This is a genomic window from Chelativorans alearensis, from assembly GCF_010993735.1.
GTDB lineage: Bacteria > Pseudomonadota > Alphaproteobacteria > Rhizobiales > Rhizobiaceae > Chelativorans > Chelativorans alearense.
In genome coordinates this window covers 14,315-39,509 of sequence record NZ_WQNI01000002.1, presented here as the reverse complement: position 1 = coordinate 39,509, position 25,195 = coordinate 14,315, and the positions used below count along the sequence as shown (strand labels likewise).

23 protein-coding genes are annotated in these 25,195 nt (G+C 64.6%); 3 read left to right on the top strand and 20 right to left on the bottom strand.

The annotated features are described in order from the left end of the window. Window positions 1-69: 69 nt before the first annotated feature. The 10 genes from mepA to GPJ75_RS02900 all read right to left on the bottom strand — a co-directional run bounded on the left by mepA (window position 70) and on the right by GPJ75_RS02900 (window position 11,745). Window positions 70-1,107 carry a penicillin-insensitive murein endopeptidase gene (mepA, locus tag GPJ75_RS02945; protein WP_163264996.1) on the bottom strand — a complete coding sequence of 346 codons (1,038 nt, stop codon included), beginning with the start codon at window positions 1,105-1,107 and terminating at the stop codon, window positions 70-72. Window positions 1,108-1,142: 35 nt separating this feature from the next. Further along, window positions 1,143-2,042 carry an SDR family oxidoreductase gene (locus GPJ75_RS02940; RefSeq protein ID WP_163264994.1) on the bottom strand — a complete coding sequence of 300 codons (900 nt, stop codon included), beginning with the start codon at window positions 2,040-2,042 and terminating at the stop codon, window positions 1,143-1,145. Then, window positions 2,039-3,547, bottom strand: a complete 1,509-nt coding sequence (tsaE, locus tag GPJ75_RS02935; RefSeq protein ID WP_163264991.1) for a tRNA (adenosine(37)-N6)-threonylcarbamoyltransferase complex ATPase subunit type 1 TsaE — start codon at window positions 3,545-3,547, stop codon at window positions 2,039-2,041. The genes GPJ75_RS02940 and tsaE overlap by 4 nt, the downstream gene beginning before the upstream one ends. 9 nt (window positions 3,548-3,556) lie before the next feature. Continuing rightward, window positions 3,557-6,016, bottom strand: coding sequence for a sensor histidine kinase (locus GPJ75_RS02930; RefSeq protein WP_246248889.1), 2,460 nt, complete (start codon window positions 6,014-6,016; stop codon window positions 3,557-3,559). A 264-nt stretch (window positions 6,017-6,280) separates the two neighbouring features. Further along, a complete protein-coding gene (gene ahcY, locus GPJ75_RS02925; protein WP_163264987.1) occupies window positions 6,281-7,678 on the bottom strand; it encodes an adenosylhomocysteinase in 1,398 nt (465 codons plus the stop codon). Between the two features lie 145 nt (window positions 7,679-7,823). Further along, window positions 7,824-8,129, bottom strand: a complete 306-nt coding sequence (locus tag GPJ75_RS02920; RefSeq protein WP_163264985.1) for an HPr family phosphocarrier protein — start codon at window positions 8,127-8,129, stop codon at window positions 7,824-7,826. Beyond that, entirely contained in the window at window positions 8,126-8,527 is a 402-nt protein-coding gene (locus GPJ75_RS02915) for a PTS sugar transporter subunit IIA (protein ID WP_159586776.1), read from the bottom strand. Before GPJ75_RS02915 ends, GPJ75_RS02920 begins: the two co-directional genes overlap by 4 nt. Before the next feature lie 270 nt (window positions 8,528-8,797). Then, window positions 8,798-9,244: an HPr kinase/phosphorylase gene (locus GPJ75_RS02910; RefSeq protein ID WP_163264983.1), complete on the bottom strand. Its 447-nt coding sequence runs from the start codon at window positions 9,242-9,244 to the stop codon at window positions 8,798-8,800. 3 nt (window positions 9,245-9,247) lie between these two features. Further along, complete coding sequence (locus tag GPJ75_RS02905; protein ID WP_163264981.1) at window positions 9,248-11,026, bottom strand: stimulus-sensing domain-containing protein; 1,779 nt, start codon at window positions 11,024-11,026, stop codon at window positions 9,248-9,250. A 17-nt stretch (window positions 11,027-11,043) separates the two neighbouring features. Further along, window positions 11,044-11,745 carry a response regulator transcription factor gene (locus GPJ75_RS02900; protein WP_163264979.1) on the bottom strand — a complete coding sequence of 234 codons (702 nt, stop codon included), beginning with the start codon at window positions 11,743-11,745 and terminating at the stop codon, window positions 11,044-11,046. 348 nt (window positions 11,746-12,093) lie between these two features. On the opposite strand from GPJ75_RS02900, the gene GPJ75_RS02895 reads away from it, so the two are divergent. Beyond that, window positions 12,094-13,704: a phosphoenolpyruvate carboxykinase gene (locus tag GPJ75_RS02895; protein ID WP_163264977.1), complete on the top strand. Its 1,611-nt coding sequence runs from the start codon at window positions 12,094-12,096 to the stop codon at window positions 13,702-13,704. A gap of 117 nt (window positions 13,705-13,821) precedes the next feature. Here the strand turns inward: GPJ75_RS02895 and GPJ75_RS02890 are convergent, their stop codons facing one another. Then, window positions 13,822-15,171, bottom strand: a complete 1,350-nt coding sequence (locus GPJ75_RS02890; RefSeq protein WP_163264974.1) for a putative bifunctional diguanylate cyclase/phosphodiesterase — start codon at window positions 15,169-15,171, stop codon at window positions 13,822-13,824. 188 nt (window positions 15,172-15,359) lie between these two features. Here GPJ75_RS02890 and gshB point away from each other — a divergent pair, with 188 nt between their 5' ends. Together gshB and GPJ75_RS02880 are read left to right on the top strand one after the other, a co-directional pair. Then, window positions 15,360-16,298: a glutathione synthase gene (gene gshB / locus GPJ75_RS02885; protein ID WP_163264972.1), complete on the top strand. Its 939-nt coding sequence runs from the start codon at window positions 15,360-15,362 to the stop codon at window positions 16,296-16,298. A 159-nt stretch (window positions 16,299-16,457) separates the two neighbouring features. Further along, window positions 16,458-17,990 (top strand): YifB family Mg chelatase-like AAA ATPase, encoded by a 1,533-nt coding sequence (locus GPJ75_RS02880; RefSeq protein WP_163264970.1) that lies wholly within the window; start codon window positions 16,458-16,460, stop codon window positions 17,988-17,990. 214 nt (window positions 17,991-18,204) lie between these two features. On the opposite strand, the gene GPJ75_RS02875 is transcribed toward GPJ75_RS02880, so the two are convergent. The 9 genes from GPJ75_RS02875 to dnaJ all read right to left on the bottom strand — a co-directional run bounded on the left by GPJ75_RS02875 (window position 18,205) and on the right by dnaJ (window position 25,084). Next, window positions 18,205-18,819 (bottom strand): transglutaminase-like cysteine peptidase, encoded by a 615-nt coding sequence (locus tag GPJ75_RS02875; protein WP_163264968.1) that lies wholly within the window; start codon window positions 18,817-18,819, stop codon window positions 18,205-18,207. Window positions 18,820-18,962: 143 nt separating this feature from the next. Beyond that, complete coding sequence (locus tag GPJ75_RS02870) at window positions 18,963-20,228, bottom strand: polyhydroxyalkanoate depolymerase (RefSeq protein WP_163264966.1); 1,266 nt, start codon at window positions 20,226-20,228, stop codon at window positions 18,963-18,965. Between the two features lie 173 nt (window positions 20,229-20,401). Beyond that, the gene (locus tag GPJ75_RS02865) at window positions 20,402-20,923 is read right to left on the bottom strand and encodes a GNAT family N-acetyltransferase (RefSeq protein WP_246248888.1); all 522 of its coding nucleotides are present in this window, start codon (window positions 20,921-20,923) and stop codon (window positions 20,402-20,404) included. Window positions 20,924-20,950: 27 nt separating this feature from the next. Further along, entirely contained in the window at window positions 20,951-21,244 is a 294-nt protein-coding gene (locus GPJ75_RS02860) for a DUF1330 domain-containing protein (RefSeq protein ID WP_163264962.1), read from the bottom strand. A gap of 26 nt (window positions 21,245-21,270) precedes the next feature. After that, entirely contained in the window at window positions 21,271-21,957 is a 687-nt protein-coding gene (gene pyrF, locus GPJ75_RS02855; protein WP_163265821.1) for an orotidine-5'-phosphate decarboxylase, read from the bottom strand. Window positions 21,958-21,961: 4 nt separating this feature from the next. Beyond that, window positions 21,962-22,555: a histidine phosphatase family protein gene (locus GPJ75_RS02850; RefSeq protein WP_163264960.1), complete on the bottom strand. Its 594-nt coding sequence runs from the start codon at window positions 22,553-22,555 to the stop codon at window positions 21,962-21,964. Beyond that, window positions 22,552-23,145: an NADPH-dependent FMN reductase gene (locus GPJ75_RS02845; protein ID WP_163264958.1), complete on the bottom strand. Its 594-nt coding sequence runs from the start codon at window positions 23,143-23,145 to the stop codon at window positions 22,552-22,554. Before GPJ75_RS02845 ends, GPJ75_RS02850 begins: the two co-directional genes overlap by 4 nt. A gap of 156 nt (window positions 23,146-23,301) precedes the next feature. After that, window positions 23,302-23,907 (bottom strand): phospholipid N-methyltransferase PmtA, encoded by a 606-nt coding sequence (gene pmtA / locus GPJ75_RS02840; RefSeq protein WP_163264956.1) that lies wholly within the window; start codon window positions 23,905-23,907, stop codon window positions 23,302-23,304. Between the two features lie 52 nt (window positions 23,908-23,959). Then, a complete protein-coding gene (gene dnaJ / locus GPJ75_RS02835; protein ID WP_163264953.1) occupies window positions 23,960-25,084 on the bottom strand; it encodes a molecular chaperone DnaJ in 1,125 nt (374 codons plus the stop codon). Window positions 25,085-25,195: the final 111 nt, after the last annotated feature.

Below are 25,195 nucleotides of genomic sequence, written 5' to 3'. Positions count from 1 at the left end.
TCTAATCGGTTGAAGCTCTATAAGCGAGCGGAGCGGCCATGAAAAGCCGCCCGCCGGTATTTAGGGGGATTAGCGATAGGGCCGCGGCGAAGGCAGGGGGATGTCGGCCGGCTGCAGCGACAGGAGCAACGAGGCCGGGTTGGCGGCGCCGGCAAGGGCCGGAGCGCTCTGCGTGACTTGCGCCGGCAGTCCCTCCGGTCCGGCCAGCGTCACCACCGCCTCGGACGGCGGCGCCGGCGCTTCGAGCACCGCACGGCAGGCATTGGGCAGGGCGGCCATAGTCATGACGTCACGTGCTTTCGGCTTCTGCGGTCCTTCGGCGGGCCGCCACGGCTCCTCGGTGAACCACCAGGCGAGGCTGTCGTCACAGCCCTCGCTCCTAGGTGTGGCGGCCTGCGGCTTGCAGCCCGTCGAACCCTTGGGGCAACCGATGCGCACGTGGAAGTGATAGTGATGGCCCCAGAAGGGGCGGATCTTGTGCAGCCAAGAACGATCGCCTTGGACCGTGTCGCACAGCTTCTTCTTGATGCCCGGATGGACAAGGATCCGCTCGACCTCCGGATAACTCGCCGCCCTCCTCAGCACCGCCTCGTGCGCCCGCGTCCACTTGCGGTCGTCGACATAGAGCGTATCGCCCTTGAGCATGGAGACCGCGCTCACGCGCTCGCGCTCGGCAACGCTCATGCGCTTGTTGGGCATGGGTGTGAACCAGATATCGGCGTCGAGGCCGATCTGGTGCGAGGCGTGGCCGGAAAGCATCGGGCCGCCGCGCGGCTGCGATATGTCGCCCACCAGGAGCCCCGGCCAGCCATCCTGCGCTGCCTCGCGCGATAGGCGCTCGATCAGGCGGATGAGGTCGGGATGGCCCCAGCGCCGGTTGCGGGACAGGCGCATGGCCTGCCAGCGCGGGCCATCGGGGGCAATCGCAATGCCGCCGGCAAAGCAGCCCTTGGAGTAGAAGCCGTAAGCAGCCGGCGCGGCGACCGCCGGCAGCGTCTTGGCGCCGAAAAGTTCCTTCGCAAGCGGTTCGGCCTTGGCTGGAACCGCTGCTGTCATCGCCAGCGCCAGACAAACGCCGGCGAACTGGATAAGACGAGATCGCCGCATTAATCCCCTCCTGATGAAATCAGGTTTGCCGCGAATCATAACATATTTGCGGCAGATTCGCCCTTCCAGGCGTCCGCCTCCCACATCGCCTCCAGCGCCTTGCGGAAATCCGGGTAGCGCAGGCGGTAGCCGGATTCCTTCAGTTTCCGGTTCGAAGCGCGCTTGCACTCGGCATAGAAGGAGCGGGCCATGGGGCTCATATCCGCATCCTCGAAGGCGATTTCCGGCGGCGGCTCGACGCCCATCAGTCGCGCTGCATAGGCGACGACGTCTTGTGGCGGCGCCGGCTCATCGTCGGTGACGTTGTAGACGCCCCCGGCGGGCGCCTGCATCAGGTGGCGCATGGCGCCAGCGATGTCGGCCACGTGGATGCGGTTGAAGACCTGGCCGGGCTTGACGATGCGCCTGGCGGTGCCGGCGGCGAGGTTGACGAAGGCGTTGCGGCCGGGACCGTAGATGCCCGAAAGCCGCAGGATGGCGACCGGTATCCCCGCCTCCCGGGAAAACGCCATCCACGCCTTCTCCGCATCGAGACGCCACCTGGAGCGCCGCGAGGTTGGCCGGCATTCGCTTTCCTCATCCACCCAAGCCCCGCCATGGTCGCCGTAGACGCCGACGGTGGAGAGATAACCCACCCACTCGAGCGCCGGCATGGCGCCGGCGCCGGCCGCTCGCAGGCCGGTGAGAACCGGGTCGCCGTTTTCGTCCGGCGCGATCGAGACGAGGAGGTGGGTCGTCGTGTGCAGAGCTTCAAGGATACCGTTGCCGAGAGCTTCGCCGGTATAGACAAAGGGATCGATGCCCTTTCCTGCGAGGATGGCCGCATTCTTCGCGCTGCGCGTGGTCCCGCCGACGAACTCCGCCTCGCCGGTGATCTCCCGTGCGAAGGCCTGTGCCGAGTAGCCGGCGCCGAAGATGAAGACCCGTGCGCTCATTCCGCCTCGTCCTCCAGAAAACCGTGCTCCTCATAGAAAGCCCGCAGCTCTTCCAGCGCGGGATGGGCAAGCACCCTTCTTAGATATGTGCGAATGCGCGGCAGGTGGTGCAGATAGCCAGGCTTACCGTCGCGGTGGGCGAGCCGCACGAAGATGCCGAGCAGCTTGGTGTTGCGCTGGGCGGCGGTGATGGCATAGGCCTCCTCGAAGGCGGCGCGGTCGAAGCCAGGGGCACGGCGGGCGTCGCAGTAGGCATCCACCACCGCGCGCTCCAGCGCCTCGGGAATGTCCGCCCGCGCGTCGAGCGCGAGCGAGGCGACGTCGTAGGCACCGGGGCCGAAAACGGCATCCTGGACGTCGACGAGACCAAGACGCGCCAAGCCCTTCTTCCCCTCGCGCCAGATGATGTTGGGCGAGTGGAAATCGCGCAGCACCAGGCTCTGCTCGCTTGTCTCGAGACGGGTGAACAGCGCCGACCAGAGACGCCCGAACGCCTGCCTCTCCGCCTGGTTCGCCGCGCGGCCCTTCACATGGGGCAGATACCAGTCGAGCAGGAGTTCCGTCTCGATGCCGAGTGCTGCTCGGTCGTAGGGTGGTGGGGCGTAGTCGACGCCCTCGGCGACGGGGAAGCGCTCGGGCCATGCGTGCTCGTGCAGAGCTGCGAGCAGACGAGCGGCGGCCAGATAGCGCTCGGGGATGGGGGCGCCGCCGGTGGCAACGAAATGCTCATCGCCCAGATGCTCGATCAGGAGCAGACCCTGGTCGAGGTCCTGGGCATGGATGCGCGGTGTGAAGAAGCCGGCCGCGCGCAGGCCCCTCGCCACGCCAACGAAGGCCGTTATCGACTGCGCGAGACGGGCGATGCGGCTGTAGGGCAGACCATCGCGGACGACCGGCTCGTCGTGTCGCTCCGGCGCGTCCATGAGGATGAGCCTCTCTCCGCGCGCGGTGGTGATCGTCTCGTAGGCGCGAACGGAGGCGTCGCCCAGAAGGAAGGCCCGCCGGGAGTCGGCGTAGCGCGAAGCGTCGAGGAACTCCCTGATGGCGAGGGAGCGGGCGATGCGTGCGCGGGCTTCGTCCGGTGCGGCGATCTCGACCTCGCGCCCTTCCCCGCGTTCGCGCAGCGTGATGCGGATGGAGGTCTTGAAGGCACCGGGCGCACGCTCGGGCCACTCCACCAGCGCTATGCCTTCTGCAACCGCTTCGGCCAGCCCCAGCTCTTCCAGCTCCTCCGCAGCGGAGAGGCGATAGAAGTCGAAATGATGGGCAGGGATACGCAGAGCGTAGCTTTGCGCCAAGGTGAAGGTGGGGCTCGGCACGTCGAGGGCAGGATCGTCGGCAAGTGCGCGGATGATAGCGCGGGCAAGCGTTGTCTTGCCCATGCCGAGGTCGCCGTGAAGGGCCGCCACATCGCCGGGCCTGAGAGCGATCGCCAGATCCTCGCCCAGCCGGTTGGTCGCCTGCTCATCCGGCAGAATGCGCGCGAGGGGCTTGAGCGCGGTCATAAAGGCCGTTTATTCCGCCGCGGCGCGCACGCCCGTGGGCGCCAGGGGGAACCGGCAGGTGACAGCCGTGCCGCGGCCCTTGCCGGTATCGATCTCCACCTCGCCGCCATGTAGCTCTACGAAGCTCTTGACGATGGAGAGCCCCAGGCCGGCGCCGCGGCGCCGGCCGCCCTTGCCGCTCGGCTCGAAGCGCCTGAAGATGGCGGCGAACACCTCCGGCGACATGCCTGGGCCGTCGTCGTGGACGCGGAATTCCACGCCTTTGCCGTTCTGGCGAGCGGTCAGTGTGATATTGCCCTTCTCGGGTGCGTAGTTCGCGGCGTTGCTCAACAGGTTGTAGAGAATCTGGCGGACGCGGTTCTCATCGGCGTGGAAGGCGATGGGCGCTTCGTCCAGCTCGATATCCAGAGTGATATTGTGCTCGCGCAGGCGCTCGCTCACGAGGTCCGCCGCCGCCTTCACTGTCGGGCGAATCTCCACCTCGCCGATCTCCAGCTCCATGATGCCGGCGTCGACCGTGGCGAGATCGAGGATGTCGTTGACGACGGTGAGAAGCAGCGAGGACGACGAGCCGATATGGTCGACATATTCGCGCTGGCGCTGGCTGAGGGGGCCTGTCGTCTCCAGCGCCAGGAGCTCGGTGAAGCCGATGATGTTGGTGAGCGGCGAACGCAGTTCGTAGGAAACGTGCTGCACGAAGTCGTTCTTCAGCTTGTCGGCCTTTTCCAGCGCCTCGTTCTTCTCCTTCAGAGCGCGTTCGACGTTCACGCTGTCGGTCACGTCGACGAAGGTCATCATCACCTGACCGTTGGGCAGATGGACGATGGCGTAGTGGAGAATGGTGCCGGTGGTCAGCTCGATACGGCCGTTGCTATCACGCCGCTCGTCGTCGAAGCCGGTCACCGCGGCGACGAAAGTATCCCACGGGCTGGGCTTGGCCACCGCATCGCAGACCGCCTTGAGAGCCGAGATATGGGTGTCGCCCTCCATCAACTCCTCAGGGATGCCCCAAAGGGTGCGGAAGGCGGGATTCGACAGGCGCAGACGGCCGTCCGGCCCGAAGACCGCGACCCCTTCGGCCAGATTGTCCAGCGTCTCGCTCTGCACCTGGATGGCAGCGTTGTAGCGGCTTTCCAGGTCGATCTTTTCCGTCAGGTTCTCGAACACCCAGGTGACGCCGCCCTTGGGCTGCGGATTGGCGATGACGCGGATCGTACGGCCGTCGGGCAGGTGCCACCAGTACTCCTGCGGTTCCACCGCCCGATAAGCGGAAAGAAGCTGTTCCTTCCAGCGCCGCCATTCGGGCTGCTCCGCCAGCTTGCCTTCGCTGCGCAGGCGGTCGAGCAGCAGCGCATTCTCCGGCCCGCCGGCCAGGAAGGCGACATCGAGGCCCCACAATTTCTGGAAGGCCTGGTTGTGGAACTTCAGCTTCTGCTCGGCATCGAAGATGGCGACCGCCGTGTTGAGCTGGTCCAGCGTGTCTGCGTGGCTCTGCACGGTGCTCGCATATTCGCGCCGCAGCGCGTCAAGCTCGCTGGTGTCCAGGGCAAGGCCGGCGCTGCCGTTGCGGCCGGCGAAGTCCGTGACCATGAACAGGCGCCGGTCGCCACCGACCACGGTGGAGAGCTCCTCGCTGAACACCGCCTCTTGCAGGTGGTGCTGATCGAGAGCCGCGCGGGCAGATGTCGGCAGGAACTCGTGTCCGTCGCGCACCGCCGCGTCCGCTCCCTTGGCCTCGACCGAACGCGCATAGGCGGCGTTGACCCACTTCAATTTTCCCGCCTCGTCACGCAGCCAGAAAGGCATATCGAGTGCGTTGACGAGACCGAGAATGTTTTCGTGGTCGGCATGCAAGCGCTCGTGCGCGAGCTTTAGCCTGGCGTGCTCGGCCTGGGCGGCGGAGAGCGAGGAAAAGCGAATGACCGCATGAAGGGCGGACTTGCGCCCCTGCACCTCGATGAGGACGCCGGCGCTCGTCTCTGCCACGAGGTCGAAGCTGGCCCCCTTGTCGCGCAAGGCCTCCACCGCGCGGTCGAGCGCGGAGGCGGATTTTGGCATCAGCCAGCGGCCGAAGGCAAGGAATGTGCTGCGCTCGCGCGGGGCGCCGGTTTCGGCCGGCAGCTCCCCGGCGATGGAAGGGCGACCGCCGTCACCTGGCCAGACGACGACCCGCTGATCCTTCAGATTGAGAAGGGCTTCGGAGCGCGACAGGGCGCCGGAAAGCTCACCGACCCGCGTCCTGAGCTCGGCATTTTCGGTGGAGATGCGGGCGCGCTGGCGAATGAGCCAGATGGCCGACAAAAGTGCCGCCCCCATAACGCCGGCAAAGATGGAAAGCTGGATGACCTGGAGCGTATCGACCGAAATGCTGCTCAGCGGCAGATTGATCGTCTGCTGTGCCGCCGCGCCACTCCCCGTCATCGCCGTATAGGCAAGAACCGGCAGCGACACGCGTGCAAACCGCCCCATCCCGCAGCCACATCCTTTCCTACGGGCCAGATGCCCAGAAGCCCCGCCGCAAAGCGGGTCCAGCCCCGGCATGCCTTGTTCCTCTCCGCCGCATGATCTCCAAGACCGTCCGATCCGCGCCGAACGCAGGCACATCGGCGCCCCTCGAATCAGTGCACTGTACCCGGTGAGCGAATCCGGGTGAAGAAGGAAGCGTGACAAAAATAATGCCGAGCTCTGAGATAGAGCCCGGCACCCAATATATTGTGTTGTTCTTTTAATAGATCAGTATCTGTAGTGGTCCGGCTTGAAAGGACCTTGCGGGCTGACGCCGATATAGGCGGCCTGCTCGGGCGAAAGCTCGGTCAGCTTGGCGCCCAGCTTGCCGAGATGCAGGCGCGCCACCTTCTCATCCAAATGCTTGGGCAGCACATAGACCTGGTTCTCGTACTGGCCGGGCCGCGCCCATAGCTCGATCTGCGCCAGCACCTGGTTGGTGAAGGAGGCGGACATGACGAAGCTGGGATGGCCGGTGGCATTACCAAGGTTGAGCAGGCGGCCCTCCGACAGGAGGATGATCCTCTTGCCGTCGGGAAATTCGATCATGTCGACCTGTGGCTTGATGTTGTTCCATTTGAAATTGCGCAGGGCAGAGACCTGAATCTCGTTGTCGAAATGGCCGATGTTGCCAAGGATGGTCATGTCCTTCATCTGGCGCATCTGGTCGAGCGAGATGACATCCTTGTTGCCGGTGGCGGTGATGATAATGTCGGCGGTGGGGATAGCTTCCTCCAGCGTCACCACCTCGAAGCCGTCCATCGCCGCCTGCAGGGCGCAGATGGGGTCGGCCTCGGTGACCTTGACGCGGGCGCCAGCGCCAATCAGCGACTGGGCGCAACCCTTGCCGACGTCGCCATAACCGCAGACGACAGCCACCTTGCCGGCCATCATCACGTCTGTGGCGCGGCGGATTCCGTCGACCAGCGACTCCTTGCAGCCATACTTGTTGTCGAATTTCGATTTGGTGACGGAATCGTTCACGTTGATCGCGGGGAAGGGCAGGAGGCCCTTCTTCTGGAGCTGGTAGAGGCGGTTGACGCCTGTGGTCGTCTCCTCCGTCACGCCGCGGATAGCGTCCCGCTGGCGGGTGAAGAATCCAGGCGTCTCGGCCAGGCGCTTCTTGATCTGCGCGAAGAGGATCTCCTCTTCCTCGTTGCCGGGATTGGACAGGACGTCCTCTCCGGCCTCGGCGCGGGCGCCGAGAAGGATGTACATCGTGGCGTCGCCGCCATCGTCGAGGATCATGTTGGAGGGCTCGCCGTCCGGCCACTGGAAGATGCGGTCCGTATAGGTCCAGTAGTCCTCCAGCGTCTCGCCCTTGACCGCAAAGACCGGCGTTCCCGTCTCGGCGATGGCGGCAGCCGCATGGTCCTGGGTGGAGAAGATGTTGCAGGAGGCCCAGCGCACCTCGGCCCCCAGCGCCTTCAGCGTCTCGATGAGGACCGCCGTCTGAATGGTCATGTGGAGCGAGCCGGTGATGCGGGCACCCTTCAACGGCTGCTTGTCGCCGAATTCTTCGCGACAGGCCATCAGGCCGGGCATTTCTGTCTCGGCGATCTCGATCTCCTTGCGGCCCCACGGGGCAAGGGAAATATCGGCAACGATATAATCGGTGGCTGTCATCTGCTTCAGCTCCAGCTCGAAACGATCTTCACGCCGCGGAAAACGACGGGCGCAGGTTTCGGGCCTGACTAGCAGATCAGGCGGCAGGCGACAATGAAATATAAAGAAATCTTTATGCGTGCATGTCGTGCGGACGCACAGTACTCTAACTTTCCTCGCCGAAGCGGCTGGCAATCAGCTCTCCCAGGGCATGCATGACGGCGGCCGCCTCGGGGCCGTGCGCGCTTATCCTGATGTAGCAGCCGGGCGTGGCAGCCAGCATCATCAAACCCATGATCGAGGTGCCGCCGACGGCGATGCCGTCTTTTTCCACGGTCACCTCGGCATCATAACTGCCGACGAGCTGGACGAACTTGGCAGAGGCGCGGGCGTGCAGGCCGCGCTGGTTGACGATGGCAAACTCATGCGTGAGGACATCGTCCTTGGCGGGTTTGGTCGGTGCGATGCTCATTTGCCGTTGAGCACCTGGCTCGCCACGTTGATATACTTTCGGCCGGCGGTCTGCGCTTCTTCCAGTGCCAGCACCATATCGTTACCAGCGCGCACGCTGGACAACTTGATGAGCATCGGCAGGTTCATGCCAGCGACAACCTCGACACGACCGGCATCCATGACCGATATGGCAAGGTTCGACGGCGTGCCGCCGAACATGTCGGTGAGGATGATGACGCCGGCGCCCGTGTCGGCGCGGCTGACGGCGTCGACAATATCGCGGCGGCGCTGCTCCATGTCGTCCTCGGCGCCGATAGAGACCGTTTCGAGGTTTTCCTGGGGGCCGACCACATGCTCAACCGCATGGCGGAACTCTTCCGCCAGCCGGCCGTGCGTGACAAGGACGATGCCGATCATCGGGCCCCCGCCTTGCGTCGGCACCGCGCCGGGTCATTGCGCCGGGCGGTCCGCCCCCTGTCTGCGCGCTTCGAGGCTGTCACTCTGTCACTCCGTCCAAATGGCTTACCCGATGCGCAATGTCCGCTATCATCCAGCGGTTATCCAGCGATCGGGTTCACCGTTGCCCGACTGCCTCACGATACGAGCGCTATCTTGTCAACGCACAAAGCGTTGACAAGCCCAAAACTGCCACGTTTTGACGGATTTTTTGACGTTAGAAGTCCCTTCTCAGCCGAATGGCGGCAGGGAAAGACGTGCCGCGATGGCGAAAACCGCGCCTTCGGCATCGTGCTCGGCAAGCTCCAGGCATGGCAGCGCGACGCCTTGCAGCGACATCTGCTCGTCCCCATGAACGCGCGGTGCAGCCTCGGTAGCCACCAGATGCACCACCAGATCGACCACCGCACGTGGCTCATGCACCGTGCGGGCGGGACCGAAGCCGCGCGCCTCCACCAGGCCGCCGATCGTCTCCGGCGCACGGCCGATCACCCGCCCTGCCGTGGCGGAGAGAAACACCTGGTCATCCGCGACGAGCCTTGCGAAGCGCCCGCGAGCAGCGCAATAGGCCATGAGCGCCAGCGCCAGCCGGGTCTTCCCGGAACCGGACCGGCCGGTGACGAGGACGCCGCTTTCGCCGGCGATAATCAGGCTGCCGTGGCGGTTGGCCGGGGCCACCGTTCAGCTCTCGGCGGGTAGCGTGATGACGAAGCGCGCGCCGCGTATCTCGCCGGGCTTGGTGCCGGGGATGTTCTCGGCGGTCAGCGTGCCGCCGTGCGCTTCGACGATCTGGCGGCTGATGGACAGGCCGAGACCGGAGTTCTGTCCGAAGGCCTCGCCCGAGGGCCGGTCCGTATAGAAGCGGTCGAAGATGCGCTCGATGTCGTCGGCACGGATGCCAGGGCCGTTGTCATCCACGGTCAGCACAATGCGCCGGGCGGTGCGCGACAGCGAAAGCGTGATGCGCCCCTCATCCTCGGGCACGAATGAGCGCGCGTTCTCGATCAGGTTGGTGATGACCTGGCCGAGGCGCAGGTCATGGCCCGGCACGACGAAGCCCTGCCCCGGTTTACCTTCGACCTTGAACTGAAGATCAACAGGCTTCCGCCGGCTACCGGCATCGCGGATGCCGGCGACGAGGTCACCGACGAAGCGCTCGAGATCGACCGGCTCGGCGTCTTCACGCACCATCTCCGCGTCCAGCCGCGAGGCGTCGGAGATATCGGTGATCAGCCGGTCGAGCCGGCGCACGTCGTGCTGAATGATTTCCATCAGCCGGTCGCGCGAGTTCTGGTCCTTGGCGAGCGGCAGCGTCTCGACGGCGCTGCCGAGCGAGGTGAGGGGGTTCTTGAGTTCGTGCGCCACATCGGCGGCGAAGCTCTCGATGGCGTCGAGGCGGGCGTAGAGCGCCTTGGTCATGTCGCGCAGCGCCACCGAAAGATTGCCGATCTCGTCCTGGCGGTGCGAGAAATCCGGTATCTCCTCGCGGTTCCGGACACCCCGGCGCACGCGGATGGCGGCGGCGGAAAGGCGGCGCAGCGGGTTGGCGATGGTGGAAGCCAACAGCAGCGATAGCACCGCCGTCACGAGGGCGGCGACGCCGAAGACCCGCAGGATCGACAGCCGCTCCTCGGCGATGATACGATCGACATCGCCCTGGGTCGAAAGCTGAAGGACGCCGACGACGGCGCGGAAGCGCTGAATGGGCACCGCAACCGAAATGACGCGCTCGCCCGTCTCGCTACGGCGCACGAACGCTTTCGGCTCTCCGCCCGTCAAAGCAGCCATCACCTCCTCGTAGGCGACGCCGCTGCCGCCCGGCTGCTCCCGGTCGAGCGGAAGGTCGCCGCCCTGGAAGATCGCAGTAAGACGCTTCTGCAGCCATTCGAGGAAACCTTCCTCCTCCTCATCCATCGCCGGCAGATCGTAGCGCAGGATTTGGCCCCGTGAATAAAGATGGCGCGAATCGAGTAGCAGGTTGGCGTCGCGATCGTAGATGCGGGCGCGGGTCTTTTCGGGCGAAATCAGCCGCGGCAGAAGCGGCGCGACGAGTTCCGGGTTGATCGGGAAATCCAGGCTCTCGAAGCGGTCTGGCCGCGGCGACATGCTTTCGCCCGCCTGAAGCTCCAGAAGCTTCTCCGGATCGATCAGGATCGAATCCGTCTCCACCGTAGCGGATGCGGCGATAGCGCCGGCGATGATGCCGCCCTGGGTCCTGAGGCTCTCGATCTGAGCATCGATGAGCGCGTCGCGGAACTGGTTGATGTACAGGATGCCGATGACGAGCACCGTCATGGCACCGAAATTGAGGATGAGGATACGGCGCGTGAGGCTGGAAAACATGTAGTGGCCCAGCATGCGGCGGATCGGCACTGCGAGCCGGCCCAACAGCCAGGGCGTTGCCCGCTCCACCCTGCCCTGAGTCGCGCTGGTTCTCCTGTTTCCTACCTCAATGGCCATTCAGTAATCGTCGCCCGTCACGCCTCGCGGAAGCGGTAGCCGACGCCGTAGAGCGTCTCGATCATGTCAAACTCGCCGTCGACCGACTTGAACTTCTTGCGCAGCCGCTTGATGTGGCTGTCGATGGTGCGGTCGTCCACATAGACCTGCTCGTCATAGGCCGAATCCATCAGCGCGTCACGACTTTTCACCACACCCGGGCGCTGCGCCAGCGAATGCAGGATGAGGAACTCGGTCACCGTCAGCGTCACCGGCTCGCCTTTCCAGGTGCAGGTGTGGCGCTCCTGGTCCATGATGAGATGGCCGCGCTCCAGCGAGCGGCTCTGCTTGTCGGGCGCCTTGGCGGCGGCCTCGCGGGCGCTCGCCCGGCGCAGCACCGCCCGCACCCGCTCGACCAGGAGCCGCTGCGAAAACGGTTTGCGCACGAAATCGTCGGCACCCATCTTGAGGCCGAACAGCTCGTCGATCTCATCGTCCTTCGAGGTCAGGAAGATTACCGGCACATCGCTCTTCTGGCGCAGGCGGCGCAGAAGCTCCATGCCGTCCATGCGCGGCATCTTGATGTCGAGGATGGCGAGCGACGGCGGACGCGCACTCAGGCCTTCAAGTGCCGAGGCACCGTCCGTATAGGTCTCGACGCGATAACCCTCCGATTCCAGTGCAATCGAAACGGACGTGAGAATATTGCGGTCGTCATCAACGAGCGCGATTGTTGCCATATCCAGTGGCTCCCTCATCATGCAATGTCCCTTCGTGCTGCATCCGCGCGCAGTTGCAGGACAAATTGGGTACAAAATGTGGCACATTCTCCGGGCGGAGTCACTTTACGCGCCTGCATGCGACGGTTTCATGCGGCGCCGCCACATGGCTTCGGCAAAAGCCAGGAGCGCTCTCCCGAAGTTTGGGGAACATATAACCGATTTAACTCGTTCTAAAAATCCTTAAATCGATTAATGATTTGAAATTACTGTATTTTTCTGTTTCTGACGTGCGATGGCTGCTGACAAGGGTTCTCCGCCCGGGTTTGCTGGCCGGCCCTTCGATCAAAACAGATTTGGTAGCGAAACATGCACGAGACCGGTCACCGTGGTCCCCTGAGCGGGATCGAAACCAGCGGCCTGAAGACGACAGGCACCGTCTACTACAACCTCACCGAGGCACGCCTCTGCGAGGAAGCGATCCGCCGCGGCGAAGCCAGACTTTCAGCCCATGGCGCGCTCGTGGCCGAGACCGGCCAGCACACGGGCCGCTCGCCGAAGGACAAGTTCATAGTCCGCGACGCCGATACGGAAGATGCCGTGTGGTGGGACAACAACGGCGCCATCTCGCGTGAGCAGTTCGAAACGCTTTACGAGGATTTCCGGCGCCACGCGGACGGCCGCGACCTTTTCGTGCAGGACCTGGTGGGCGGCGCGGATCCGGAGAACGCGCTGCCGACACGTGTCGTCACCGAATATGCCTGGCATTCGCTGTTCATCCGCAACCTGCTCATCCGCCCTGCGCGCGATGCGCTCTCACGCTTCGTGCCGAGGATGACGGTGATCGACCTTCCGTCCTTCCGCGCCGATCCCGCCCGGCACGGCTGCCGTGGCGAGACCGTCATCGCCATGGACCTGAGCCGCATGATCGTGCTCATCGGCGGTACTTCGTATGCCGGAGAGATGAAAAAGTCGGTCTTCACCGCACTCAACCACATCCTGCCGCCGCGCGGCGTCATGCCAATGCATTGCTCGGCCAATACGGGGCCGGAAGGCGACGTCGCCGTGTTCTTCGGCCTGTCCGGCACGGGCAAGACGACGCTTTCGGCCGATTCGGCGCGCACCTTGATCGGCGACGACGAGCACGGTTGGGGCCAGGAGGGCATCTTCAACTTCGAAGGCGGGTGCTACGCCAAGACCATCCGTCTGTCGGCGGAGGCCGAGCCGGAAATCTTTTCCACCACGAGGCGCTTCGGTACGGTGCTTGAGAACGTCGTGCTCGACGAGGCCGGCGTGCCGGATTTCGACGACGGCAGCCTGACGGAGAACGCGCGGGCCGCCTATCCACTGCACTTCATCCCCAACGCGAGCGGCACGGGGCGCGCCGGACAGCCGAAGAACGTCATCATGCTGACGGCAGATGCCTTTGGCATCATGCCGCCGATCGCGCGGCTGACGCCGGCGCAGGCCATGTATCACTTCCTGTCCGGCTACACGGCCAAGGTGGCGGGCACGGAAAAAGGCGTGAAGGAGCCGGAGGCTACGTTCTCCACCTGCTTCGGCGCTCCTTTCATGCCGCGCCATCCTTCTGCCTACGGCAACCTCTTGCGCGACCTGATCGCCGGCCACGGCGTCGACTGCTGGCTGGTGAATACCGGCTGGACGGGCGGTGCCTACGGCACGGGCAAGCGCATGCCCATCCAGGTCACACGGACGCTGCTTGCCGCGGCACTCGATGGCTCGCTCGGCAAGGCCGAATTCCGCACTGATCCGAATTTCGGCTTCGCCGTGCCGGTGGCCGTGCCCGGCGTCGACAGCGCCATCCTGGACCCGCGCTCCACCTGGAGCGACAAGGCCGCCTACGACTTGCAGGCAGAGCGCCTGGTCGGCATGTTCATCGACAATTTCGAGAAATTCGAATCCCATGTCGATGCGGATGTGCTGAATGCCTCACCGCTCGCCCGGCAGGCGGCCGAATAGGCCTGCCGGCGGATTTTCAGATCACTTCATCGTTTCGTGGAATCGATGAAGTGATCTGGCTCGTTGTTTTGTCGCAATTCCGGACGGAAAACCGGTTCCCACTTTCCTGGAATTGCTTTAGCGTGCGACCCGGCGTTGGTTTTCGCCGGTGCCGCGCAGGAGGGCCCGCGTCTCGTCCGCGTCGCGGGGCTTGCCGAAGAGATAGCCCTGGCCGCCGGCGCAGCCGAATTCCACCAGCCGTTCCGCCTGCGCTTCCTCCTCGATGCCTTCCGCCACCACGTCCATGCCGAGCCCCTCGCACATGGCCAGGATGGCGCGGATGATGTGCTCCGACGGGCGGTCGGTAAGAATCGAAGAGACGAAAGCGCGGTCGATCTTCAGCTTGTCGAAGTGGAAGTCGCGCAACCGCCCGAGGCTTGACTGGCCGGTGCCGAAATCGTCGAGCGAGACGCGGATGCCCATGCGCCTCAAGTCGTTGACGATCTTCTCGGCCGACGCCGGATCGCTCATCAGGCCGGTTTCGGTGATCTCCACCTCCAGGCGACGGGGGTTGAAGCCCGTGCGCTCCAGGATCGCCAGGATATGCAGGCCGGTGTTGTGATCGACCAGTTGCGACGGCGATAGGTTGAAGGACAGGAACAGGTCTTCCGGCCAGTCGCGCGCCGCCTCCACCGCCTTGCGCAACACCAATTGCGAAAGCTGGCCGATGATGCCGCGCTCCTCGGCGATGGGGATAAACGTTGCCGGCGAGACGACGCCGAGATCCCGGTCGGTCCAGCGCGCCAGCGTCTCGAAACCGATGGTCCGCCGGGTGGTGAGATCGATGATGGGCTGGAAGTGCGGCTCCACCTCTCCCGCCGCCACCGCGCGCCGCAAGGCCTGCTCGATACGCGTGAGACGCTTGGCCGCCTCTTCCATCTCGCGCGTGTAGACCACCACGATGCCGCGGCCGGAGCGCTTCGCCTGGTAAAGAGCCGTCTCCGCCTTGCTAAGGAGAAGGTCGGTCGTGTCCTCCTCCGAATAGAAGAGCGAACAGCCTGCCGATGCCGAAAGGCGCGCTGTACGATGGCCGACATCGTAGGGCGCCGACAGTATCTCGATCAGCATCCTCGCCTTCTCGGCAATCGCGTCCTCGCTGAAGACCATCGGGCAGAGGAAGGCGAACTCGTCGGCGCCGATGCGGGTGACGGTGGAATGCTCGTCCATCGCCGCGCGCAGGCGCATGGCCACCTGATGCAGGATCTCATCGCCGGCGGCGCGGCTGAACAGATCGTTGATCGGCTTGAAACCGTCGAGATCGAGCACGCCGACGGCAAACGGCGCCGGATCATCTGCGCGCTCGGCAATGAGCCTATTCACCTTGTCGTAGAAACGGTGCGTGTTGCCGAGCCCGGTCAGCGGATCGGTGAGGACGAGATCCTCTCCGTGTCCCCTGGTTGCTTGTCCGATAGACAGGGCGGACGGCATGCTTTTTTCCTATTCCGGAGCCTTTTGACGGAACATGCATGTGAAATTCTTTAAGAAACGTATCATGCTATAACAATTTGGAATTCGGCTTTCCGACTCTACCCGCCGACGCCGGCAGGCAGTGCTTGACAGGGCGCTGCCCGCGCCGTCATCTGCCGCCACAGCAGCCCCAAACGGAGATTCCGCCCATGCCGCTCAGCGTCGCCTTCCAGATGGATCACATCTCCACCGTCTCGATCGCCGGCGACACCACCTTCGCCCTGGCGCTGGAGGCGCAGCGGCGCGGGCATAAGCTTTGGCATTACACGCCCGACCAGCTTTCGCAGCTCGGCGACAGGGTGTTTGCCACGATGGAAGCGATGATGGTGCGCGAAGAGGTGGGAAGCCATTTCAGCCTGGGCGAGCCGCTGCGGACGGACCTTGCCGAGATGGATGTGGTGCTTCTGCGCCAGGACCCGCCCTTCGACATGCACTACATCACTACCACGCATATCCTCGAGCGCATCCATCCGAAGACACTGGTCGTCAACGATCCCGCCTGGGTGCGCAACAGCCCGGAGAAGATTTTCGTCACCGAATTCGCCGACCTGATGCCGGACACACTGATCACCCGTGATCCGGCGGAGGTGGACGCCTTCCGCGCCGAGCACGGCGACATCATCGTCAAGCCGCTCTACGGCAATGGCGGCGCCGGCATCTTCCATCTGCTGGAGGCCGACCGCAATCTGGCTTCGCTACTCGAGCTGTTCACCCAGACCTTCCGCGAGCCGTTCATCGTGCAACGCTATCTGAAGGAGGTGCGCGGCGGCGACAAGCGCATCATCCTGATCGAGGGTGAGCCGGTAGGCGCCATCAACCGGGTGCCGGCCGAGCACGATTCGCGCTCCAACATGCATGTCGGCGGCCGTGCCGAACCAACGGAGATCACCGAGCGCGAGCGTGAGATCTGCGCGCGCATCGGGCCCGCCCTGCGCGAGCGCGGCTTCGTGCTGGTGGGTATCGACGTGATCGGCGGGCTCCTGACCGAGATCAACGTCACTTCGCCGACCGGGGTGCGCGAGGTGAAGAAGTTCGGCGGCGCCGACATCGCAGCCCTTTTCTGGGACGCGGTAGAGGCACGGCGCTAGGTCCGGCGTTCCTCTGCTGCAACCGTCTGCCGCCTGCCTTGCAACCAGGGCGGTCTATTTGTTCGCGTAATGTTCTTGATCCGGCATGCAATCCATGCTTGAGTGACGCAACTGATCATTCCACCGGGCACAGGGGCGCCAGAGGGCGGGGGAGGTTGCATGGTTTCGCGTGTGCGTACGATTGCGTTCGAGGGGATCGACGCTGTTCCCGTCGATGTGCAGGTGATGGTCGCGCCCGGCAAGATGGGCATGCAGATCGTCGGGCTGGGCGACAAGGCCGTGGCGGAGAGCCGCGAGCGGGTGCAGGCCGCACTCCATGCTTCGGGCCTCTCCATGCCGCCCAAGCGGGTGACGATCAATCTCGCGCCCGCCGATCTTCCCAAGGAAGGCAGCCACTACGACTTGCCGATCGCCCTCGGCCTGATGGCCGCGCTCGGCGCCGTGCCGGCGGACGCTTTGAGCGACTATGTAGTGCTCGGCGAACTGGCGCTCGACGGCACGGTGGCGCGGGTGGCCGGCGTGCTGCCAGCGGCGATCGGTGCCAACGCCATGGGCAAGGGCCTTATCTGCCCGCATGACTGCGGGCCGGAGGCCGCGTGGGCCGGCACGGATGTTGACATTCTGGCGCCGCGCAGCCTGATCGCACTGGCCAACCATTTCCGCGGCACGCAGGTGATGAGCCGGCCGGAGCCGGCCCTGGGGCCGCCGCCCGGCTTGTTGCCCGACCTGTCCGACATCAAGGGCCAGGAGAGCGCCAAGCGGGCGCTGGAGGTGGCGGCGGCCGGCGGCCACAATCTCCTGATGGTCGGCCCGCCTGGTGCCGGAAAATCCATGCTGGCGCAGCGTTTGCCCGCCATCCTGCCGCCGCTGTCGCCGAAGGAGCTTCTGGAGGTCTCCATGGTCGCCTCGATCGCCGGCGAGCTCGCCGACGGGCGCCTGTCCGACCGGCGTCCCTTTCGCGCGCCGCACCATTCGGCATCCATGGCGGCGATGGTCGGCGGCGGTCTGCGTGCCCGGCCGGGCGAGGTGTCGCTGGCCCATCACGGCGTGCTCTTTCTCGATGAATTGCCAGAGTTCACGGCGCAGGTGCTCAACTCGCTGCGCCAGCCGCTGGAAAGCGGCGAATGCGTCATCGCGCGGGCCAACCACCGGGTGAGCTATCCGGCACAGATCCAGCTCGTTGCGGCAATGAACCCTTGCCGCTGCGGCATGGCGGGCGAACCGGGGCACCGGTGCGCGCGCGGGCCGCGCTGCCAGGTCGAATATCAGGCGCGCATATCCGGCCCACTGCTCGACCGCATCGACCTACGCATCGACGTGCCGGCAGTCTCGGCGGGCGACCTCATCCAGCCTGGCAAGGCAGAGGACAGCGCCACCGTCGCCGCACGCGTCGCCCGCGCCCGCGATATCCAGCGGGAGCGCTTCGCCAATCTCGGCCTGCCCGGATGGACGACAAACGCGCGCTGCTCACCCGCCCTTGTCGAAGATATCGCAGCGCCCGATGCAGCAGGCCTCTCGCTGCTCCAGGATGCGAGCGAGAAGATGGGGCTGTCGGCCCGCGCCTATCACCGGGTGCTCAAGGTCGCACGCACGCTTGCCGATCTCGACGGGCAACCGACGGTCGGCCGTATCCACCTTGCCGAGGCCATCTCCTACCGCGTTGCCGGCGAGCGCCTGGCGCAGGCGGCGTGAGGGTGGCACGATAATTCGCTTCAGTGGCAGGTTGGAGCGATTCCAGGAAAAGTGGGAACCGGTTTCCCGCGCAGAATTGAATCGCGATAAAATAATGAGTTAGGCCAGCTCATCGATTCGATCAACTGGTCTATGTCACCCGAACGGCGGGCGGGAAAACGCCACGCCGCATGAGTGCGAATGGAGAATGGGCTCTGCGAAAAGACGCGTGGAGCTATTTGCGGACGGCGCCGACGAGCAGGTTGTTCCCCGAGCGCAGGCTCACCCAGCGGCCGGTGTGGTCACTTGCCTGACGCTTGAGATACCGGTAACCGGTATGGCTCCACAACTTCACATCGTCCTTGAGGTTGTCGAGAATGAAGTCGCCCTGGTCCGTCCGCACGGTCAGCACCGCGTGGCCCTCGCCGTCACGCTTGCGCACGACGGTGATCAGCAGGTCGGAGAGGGGGATGCCCGCTCGCTGTAGCTGCCGGCGCTTCTCCAGCACGTAGTCTTCGCAGTCGCCGACGCCTTTGCTCGGATAGGTCCAGACCTCTTCCCTTCCGTAGATGTCGCGGTCGTTCATTGCCTTTACGGATCTGTTGACCGCGAGGTTGACGCTTGCGATCTTTCGTCGCAGCGCGCTGGTCATGCGGACCGGGCCGTTGTCACGCAGCCGGATAGCACATTCGCCCGGCCTCTTCTTGCAGAATTCGTAATGCCCGACGGGTTGAGATGTCGCCCCACCCGTCGCCATCGAGCCGGAGGCAGCCGCTGCGCCGGTGCCAAGCCCGCTCAAAACCATGCAAATTCCCATTGCGGTGCTGACACCCGCCCGCCTCGCTGCCATTTTTTGGAGCTCCCCGTTATTTCTTAATGAAGAGTTAAGAGGTTCGGGGCGGGTGCTGTCAATTATAAAATCGGTCAAGCGTGCCTTATGGTTTATATCTCCCAGCCGCCTGCGCCGGGAATCTTCGGGAAGGACTTAGCCTCTCAGCGCGCGCCTTTCGCCCGTTTCTGCTTAGCGGCGGGGGTGGCGTGGGCGGCGATGAAATCGACGATGCGTGGGGCGATCTCGGCCCTGAAGCGCGACCCGTTGAAGACGCCATAATGGCCGACCACCGGTTGCAGATAGTGGCTGCGCATGGCGTCGGGAATGTTGACGCAGAGGTCTTGCGCAGCCTTGGTCTGTCCGACGCCGGAGATATCGTCGTTCTCGCCCTCGACCGTCAAAAGCGCGACCGAGCGTATGGCGGCGGGGTCCACCGGCTCGCCGCGATGCGTCATCTCGCCCTTGGGCAGTGAATGGCGGACGAAGACCGTGTCGACGGTCTGCAGATAGAACTCCGCCGTCAGATCCATCACCGCCAGATATTCGTCGTAGAAGTCGCGGTGCTTCTCCGCCGGTTCGCCGTCGCCCTCCACAAGGTGCATGAAGAACTCCTTATGGGCGGTGATGTGCCGGTCGAGATTCATGCTCATGAAGCCGGAGAGCTGCAGGAAGCCCGGATAAACCTGGCGCAGGAAACCGGGGTTCGGCCACGGAACCTGCATTATGACGTTCTCGCGGAACCAGTCGATGCCGTGTTCCTCGGCTAGCCGGTTGACGGCGGTGGGGTTCTTCCGCGTGTCGATGGGGCCGCCCATCAGCGTCATGGTTGCCGGCAGATTCCCGTCGCCGCGCGCCTCCATCAGCGCCACTGCCGCAAGCACCGGCACGGAAGGCTGGCACACGCCCATGACATGGGCGCCGGGACCAAGCACGCGGAACATCTCGATGAGATAGTCGATGTAGTCGTCAAGGTCGAAGCGGCCGTCCGAGAGTGGCACCATGCGCGCGTCGGTCCAGTCGGTGATATAGACGTCGGCATGCGGCAGCATCGCCTCCACCGTGCCGCGCAGCAGCGTTGCGTAGTGGCCGGACATGGGCGCCACCATCAGGAGCCTTGCATCCGGCTTGCGGCCGGCCGGCAGGTCGCGCACGAAGCGGATCAGCCGGCAAAAGGGCCGCGACCACACCACCTCTTCGGTAACGGCAACCGCCTTGCCGTCCACCACCGTCGTCTCGATGCCGAATTCCGGCTTGCCGTAGCGGCGGGTGGTGCGCTCGAACACCTCCGCGGCCGCGGCGATCGTGCGGCCCCAGGGCGTGCTGGAGGCTGGATTGAACGGATTGGCGTAGAGAAGCCGGACTGCTTGGGCATAGGCCCGTGCTGGTTGCAGGGCCGCGTGGTTGAATTCGTAAAGCTGGTAATACAAGGCAGACCTTTCCGACACGGGGCCTTTACCGCCGATGCTTGTCCGGCGAGGCGGCTTGTGCTGCGGCTATGGACGATGGTTCAAACTAACGCAGGTTTGATGCATTGCAATAGAGGTGACGGTTTCCTCAGTTAAGTTACTGAAACTTATGTTCTCTCAAGGCTGCTTTCAAGCTAGGGGATGTTGCGGCGCAGCATCAAAAGCCGCCTTTCGGCCGCGATTCCCGGCGGCAACTCAGCCAGAAATTGCCTGGCAAGGGGGGCGGGAGCGGCATCGAGGGCGCATTCCACGAAGCCCTGCCCGGCATAGAAACGCTCATTGAAGGGAAGGTCGCGAAAGGTCGTCAGCGAGACGCCCTCGTGGCCCTCCTCGCGGCTTCTGCCGATTGCTGCGGCAAGCAGCGCCGTGCCGATGCCGCGGCGCCCATGGGCGGGATCCACCGCAAGCTCCCGCAAATGCAGGAACCCGCCCACAGGATGGAGGATGGCATAGCCTACCGGGCCATCTTCGCAATGCGCCGCCACGAGGGTCTCGCAAACCCCGGCGAGCGCGTGGAACTGCGCCGTCGTCAATGTGCCCTCGGCCAGCGAGGGGTAGCCGTATTCGGCAAAGAGGATGGAGGCGCGCGCATCCACCGCCGCCAGCGCGGCCGCATCGTCTGGCCGGTAGGCGCGGATGGCGTAGCCCGCCGGCAATCCGTATTCCTTCATCGCGCGCGCGGTTCAGCCCTCATAGCCTTCGACGATGATCATCTCGGCGTCCGCCACCTCCTGGCGGATGGCCTTGGCGGCCTGGTAGTCGGGGGAATTGTAGCAATCCGTGGCCGCTTGCATCGACGGAAACTCGATCACCACGTTGCGCCCGCGCCCCTTGCCTTCCATGGCCTCATAGGCTCCGCCGCGCGCCAGAAACCGGGCGCCGAAGCGCTCGAAGGCGGGTTTTGCGGTCGCCACATAGTCCTTGTAGCGCTCCGGGTCGCGCACATCCACGTGGGCAATCCAGTAGGCCTTGGGCATTTTCCTCTCCCCTCGGTTCGCGGTCTTCAGGCGGCTGTGAGCATTTCCGCCAGGATGGCTTCGGCGGCGGCCTTGCGGTCGGCGGCGGCAACAACCGGGCGGGCGACGACGAGATGGCTGGCACCGGCGCGGATGGCGTCGGCCGGCATCATGACGCGCTTCTGGTCGCCATGGGCGGCACCTGCGGGGCGGATGCCCGGCGTGACGACCGCCAGTTCCGGCCCGACAATGGCGCGCACGGCTTGCGCCTCGGCCGCCGAGCAGACGACACCTCCCATGCCAGCGTTACGCACCTGTTCGGCGCGACGCAGCACCAGCGTGTGCGGGTCGTATTCATAGCCGGCGTCGATCAGGTCTTGTTCGTCCATGGAGGTGAGCACCGTGACGCCGAGCAGGCAAAGGCCGGAGCCTTCCGCAGCGGCAACGGCCGCACGCATGGCTTTTGGATAGGCGTGCAGCGTCAGCATGGTGACGCCCATGCGGGCGATATTCTCGACGCCTTTGGCGACGGTGTTGTCGATGTCGAGGAGCTTCATGTCGAGGAAGACTTGCCTGCCCGACTGCACCAGCTCCTGCGCGAAGCCTAAACCGCCGGCGAAGGCGAGCTGATAGCCGATCTTGTAGAAGACCACGGTGTCGCCCAGTTCGGCCACCGCCTTTTCGGCCTCGGCGAGTGTGGGCACGTCGAGCCCGACGATCAGACGGTCGCGCATCTTGTCAGCCGGCACGGTCCACCCCCTCGAATGTTTCCATCGGCGTCCAGTCGCACAACAATTCGCGGCTGGCAATCCCGAAGGCGAACAGGCTGCCACCGCCCGCGGGCTGATCTTCCCGTCTGGAGATCCGACGGCTGCCGATCCGGCATTTGAGCAACGTGCCGACAGCGCCGTGCCCGACCAGGAGCGTGGGCACAAGCTCTGAGCGGTTCAGCGCACGGCGCACCGCCGCCTCGATGCGATCGGCAGCGTCGACCGCCCTTTCCCAGCCCCGCCAGCTCTTTTGCGGCTCGCCAAAGAACCTGTCGGCCGCGGCTTCGAATTCATCCGGTTGCAGAAAACCCGTCGCCGAGCGATCGTTTTCTCCCATCTCCGGGTCGACCTCGATCGCGACACCCAGACGCGCCGCTATCAGCGCAGCCGTCTCGACGGCCTTCAACTCCGCGCTGGAGACGATGCGCCTGATCGGGCGCAGCCATGTCTTCCCAAGCATGGCTTCGACCCGTTGCCTCCCCCGACCGGAAAGGCGCCATTCGGGCACCGGACGCTCCGGTTCTATCTCGACTTGGGGATGCGTGAGATAGAAGGCTGTCACACCTCCACCCGCGTCGACAGCATGCGTGCCCGCTCGATCAGCGTGCGGCAGACCTTGGCCATCGCCTTCTGCAGCCGTTCCTCCAGAAAATCGCCGTTCTCGTCGAAGGCTTCCTGGGCGCGCGACACGGAGCATTGCGGTGTGATCACTTCCGCCTGGCAGTGCACGAGCACACCGCGCAGGTGGATAATCGCGCGCGCGCCGGCATAGCCGCCGTCGGAGGAGGAGCAAAGCGCCACAGGTTTGCCGCGGAAGGCGCGGAGGGAGCGGCCTTGCGCATCGGCCTTGACGCGGCTGATCCAGTCGATGGTGTTCTTCAACAGAGGCGGCAGCGAGGAGTTGTATTCGGGAGTGGCTATCAAGAGCCCATCATGGGCGGCGAGCATGTGGGCCAGTTTCACGGCGTTTTCCGGTACGCCCTTTTCCCGTTCCAGATCCTGATTGAGGATCGGCAGGGGGTAGTCGGCAAGCGAGATGCGCGTGACTTCGGCGCCCTGCAGCGCCAGCTCCTTCACGGCCGCATCGGCGGTTTTGCCGCTAAGGGCGCCGCTGCGGATCGAGCCGGCGAAGACAAGAATTTTTGGATTCACGGCTCCCACCGTTTCAATTTTACCGCCTCGGGTATAGGCGATCGGTGGGGTATTTCAAGCGCGGCGAGGTACGCTCGGCGAAACGCCTACAAAGAAGTCTCTCGCGCATGAGTCTGGCAGATTATGACTTCGGCCAGCCGAAAAGGGGATGTCCGGTCAATGCTTCGCCCGACGATACACCCAAAGCTGGGTCGGCGGGATATTGCGGATGACGAAGTCGAAATGCTCGACCGTATAATCGCCATGGCCGGGCGGAATCGGCGACCTTGGACCATAGGTGAGCTGAATCACGGGGCGCCCTGCCGGAACGCGGCGCAATAGGCCTTCCAGATAGCCGATGCGCGCCTCGATGGGGAAGTTGAGCAGCGGCACGCCCGAGATGACGCTGTCGAAGGTCTGCGGGGCGTCTGCGCCGAGCGTGTGGTCGAGATTGAAGGCGTCACCCTCGATGACATGAACGCGAGGATAGCAGGCGCGCAGATGCTTGACGAAATCGGGTGAATATTCGACCGCGTAGAGATCTTCCGGCTTCACGCCACGCGCCAGGATAGCCCGGGTGATCACGCCGGTGCCAGGCCCCACCTCGAGCACCGGAAGGCCGGACGCCGTGTCGATGACGGAGGCCATCCGCCGCGCCGTAACACCGCTCGTGGGAACGATGGAACCGACGGCTTTCGGCCGATCGATCCAGCCGCGAAAAAATCGCAGTTCATCTTCAAATCGATCTGCGATCGCCTTACGGACGTCCGAGCCTTTGCTCATTTCCAGCTTCCTCCGTCCCCACTCCCCACGGCGTCTCGTCGGCGACGCTCCGTCACTCGCCAAAGGATTCGAGGAAATCCTTCATGCGAGCGAAGAAGCCCGTCGACTGCGGACTATTCTCGCCGGAGGAGATTTTCTCGAACTCTTCCAACAGTTCACGCTGTTTGCGCGTCAGGTTCTGCGGTGTCTCCACCGCCACCTGTATATAGAGATCACCCACCTGCGGCTGCCTGAGCACAGGCATGCCCTTGCCCCGCATGCGGAACTGGCGGCCGTTCTGCGTGCCCTCGGGCACTTTCACGCGGGTCTGGGTGCCGTCGAGGGTGGCGACCTCGAAGGAGCCGCCGAGGGCGGCCGTGGTCATGGAGATGGGCACCTTGCAGTAGAGGTCGGCGCCGTCGCGCTGGAAGAATTCGTGCGGCTTGACCGACAGGAAGATGTAGAGATCGCCCGTGGGGCCGCCGCGCAATCCCGCCTCGCCCTCGCCGGCGAGGCGGATGCGCGTGCCGTCCTCGATACCGGCGGGGATGTTGACGGAAAGCGAGCGCTCCTCGACGACGCGTCCTTGCCCGGAGCATTTCGTGCAGGGGTCCTTGATGATCTCGCCGCGGCCCTGGCACTGCGGACAGGTGCGCTCGATGGAGAAGAAGCCCTGCGCGGCGCGCACGCGGCCGGCGCCGTGGCACATGGAGCACTGTGCCGGGGAGGAACCGGGCTTGGCGCCCGAACCGGAACATTCATCGCAGCTCACCGATGTTGGCACGTGGATCTGCGCCGTCTTGCCGGTGTAGGCTTCCTCCAGCGTGATCTCCATATTGTAGCGCAGATCCGCGCCCCGGTCGCGGCCGCCGGAGCGGCGGCGCCCGCCACCCATGATGTCTCCGAAAATGTCCTCGAAAATATCGGCGAAGCCACCGCCGCCAAAGCCGCCGCCATGCCCGCCCATACCACCGTTCTCGAAGGCGGCGTGGCCGAAGCGGTCGTAGGCCGCGCGCTTCTGCGGGTCGCGCAGCGTCTCGTAGGCGAGGTTGATTTCCTTGAACTTATGCTCCGCCTCGGCATCGCCCGGATTACGGTCCGGGTGGTACTTCATGGCGAGCTTGCGGAATGCGCTCTTTAGTTCCTTTTCGTCGGCGTTTCTCGACACGCTAAGCGTCTCGTAAAAATCTGCCTTCATGAATTAAAGATCCCGCATGTTCTTCTGGGTCCGGCACCACTGTCCCCGGCCGGTGTCCGCTATTTAGGTGTTCCGCAGTGCGAATGCCATAGTCTGCGGGATTTTGGAAGC

What these genes read in the sequence shown, in the direction of transcription:
- mepA (WP_163264996.1), bottom strand. Translation starts at nt 1,107, where the DNA reads ATGCGGCGATCTCGTCTTATCCAGTTCGCCGGCGTTTGTCTGGCGCTG.
- GPJ75_RS02940 (WP_163264994.1), bottom strand. Translation starts at nt 2,042, where the DNA reads ATGAGCGCACGGGTCTTCATCTTCGGCGCCGGCTACTCGGCACAGGCC.
- tsaE (WP_163264991.1), bottom strand. Translation starts at nt 3,547, where the DNA reads ATGACCGCGCTCAAGCCCCTCGCGCGCATTCTGCCGGATGAGCAGGCG.
- GPJ75_RS02930 (WP_246248889.1), bottom strand. Translation starts at nt 6,016, where the DNA reads ATGGGGCGGTTTGCACGCGTGTCGCTGCCGGTTCTTGCCTATACGGCG.
- ahcY (WP_163264987.1), bottom strand. Translation starts at nt 7,678, where the DNA reads ATGACAGCCACCGATTATATCGTTGCCGATATTTCCCTTGCCCCGTGG.
- GPJ75_RS02920 (WP_163264985.1), bottom strand. Translation starts at nt 8,129, where the DNA reads ATGAGCATCGCACCGACCAAACCCGCCAAGGACGATGTCCTCACGCAT.
- GPJ75_RS02915 (WP_159586776.1), bottom strand. Translation starts at nt 8,527, where the DNA reads ATGATCGGCATCGTCCTTGTCACGCACGGCCGGCTGGCGGAAGAGTTC.
- GPJ75_RS02905 (WP_163264981.1), bottom strand. Translation starts at nt 11,026, where the DNA reads ATGGCCATTGAGGTAGGAAACAGGAGAACCAGCGCGACTCAGGGCAGG.
- GPJ75_RS02900 (WP_163264979.1), bottom strand. Translation starts at nt 11,745, where the DNA reads ATGGCAACAATCGCGCTCGTTGATGACGACCGCAATATTCTCACGTCC.
- GPJ75_RS02895 (WP_163264977.1), top strand. Translation starts at nt 12,094, where the DNA reads ATGCACGAGACCGGTCACCGTGGTCCCCTGAGCGGGATCGAAACCAGC.
- GPJ75_RS02890 (WP_163264974.1), bottom strand. Translation starts at nt 15,171, where the DNA reads ATGCCGTCCGCCCTGTCTATCGGACAAGCAACCAGGGGACACGGAGAG.
- gshB (WP_163264972.1), top strand. Translation starts at nt 15,360, where the DNA reads ATGCCGCTCAGCGTCGCCTTCCAGATGGATCACATCTCCACCGTCTCG.
- GPJ75_RS02880 (WP_163264970.1), top strand. Translation starts at nt 16,458, where the DNA reads ATGGTTTCGCGTGTGCGTACGATTGCGTTCGAGGGGATCGACGCTGTT.
- GPJ75_RS02875 (WP_163264968.1), bottom strand. Translation starts at nt 18,819, where the DNA reads ATGGCAGCGAGGCGGGCGGGTGTCAGCACCGCAATGGGAATTTGCATG.
- GPJ75_RS02860 (WP_163264962.1), bottom strand. Translation starts at nt 21,244, where the DNA reads ATGCCCAAGGCCTACTGGATTGCCCACGTGGATGTGCGCGACCCGGAG.
- pyrF (WP_163265821.1), bottom strand. Translation starts at nt 21,957, where the DNA reads ATGCGCGACCGTCTGATCGTCGGGCTCGACGTGCCCACACTCGCCGAG.
- pmtA (WP_163264956.1), bottom strand. Translation starts at nt 23,907, where the DNA reads ATGAGCAAAGGCTCGGACGTCCGTAAGGCGATCGCAGATCGATTTGAA.
- dnaJ (WP_163264953.1), bottom strand. Translation starts at nt 25,084, where the DNA reads ATGAAGGCAGATTTTTACGAGACGCTTAGCGTGTCGAGAAACGCCGAC.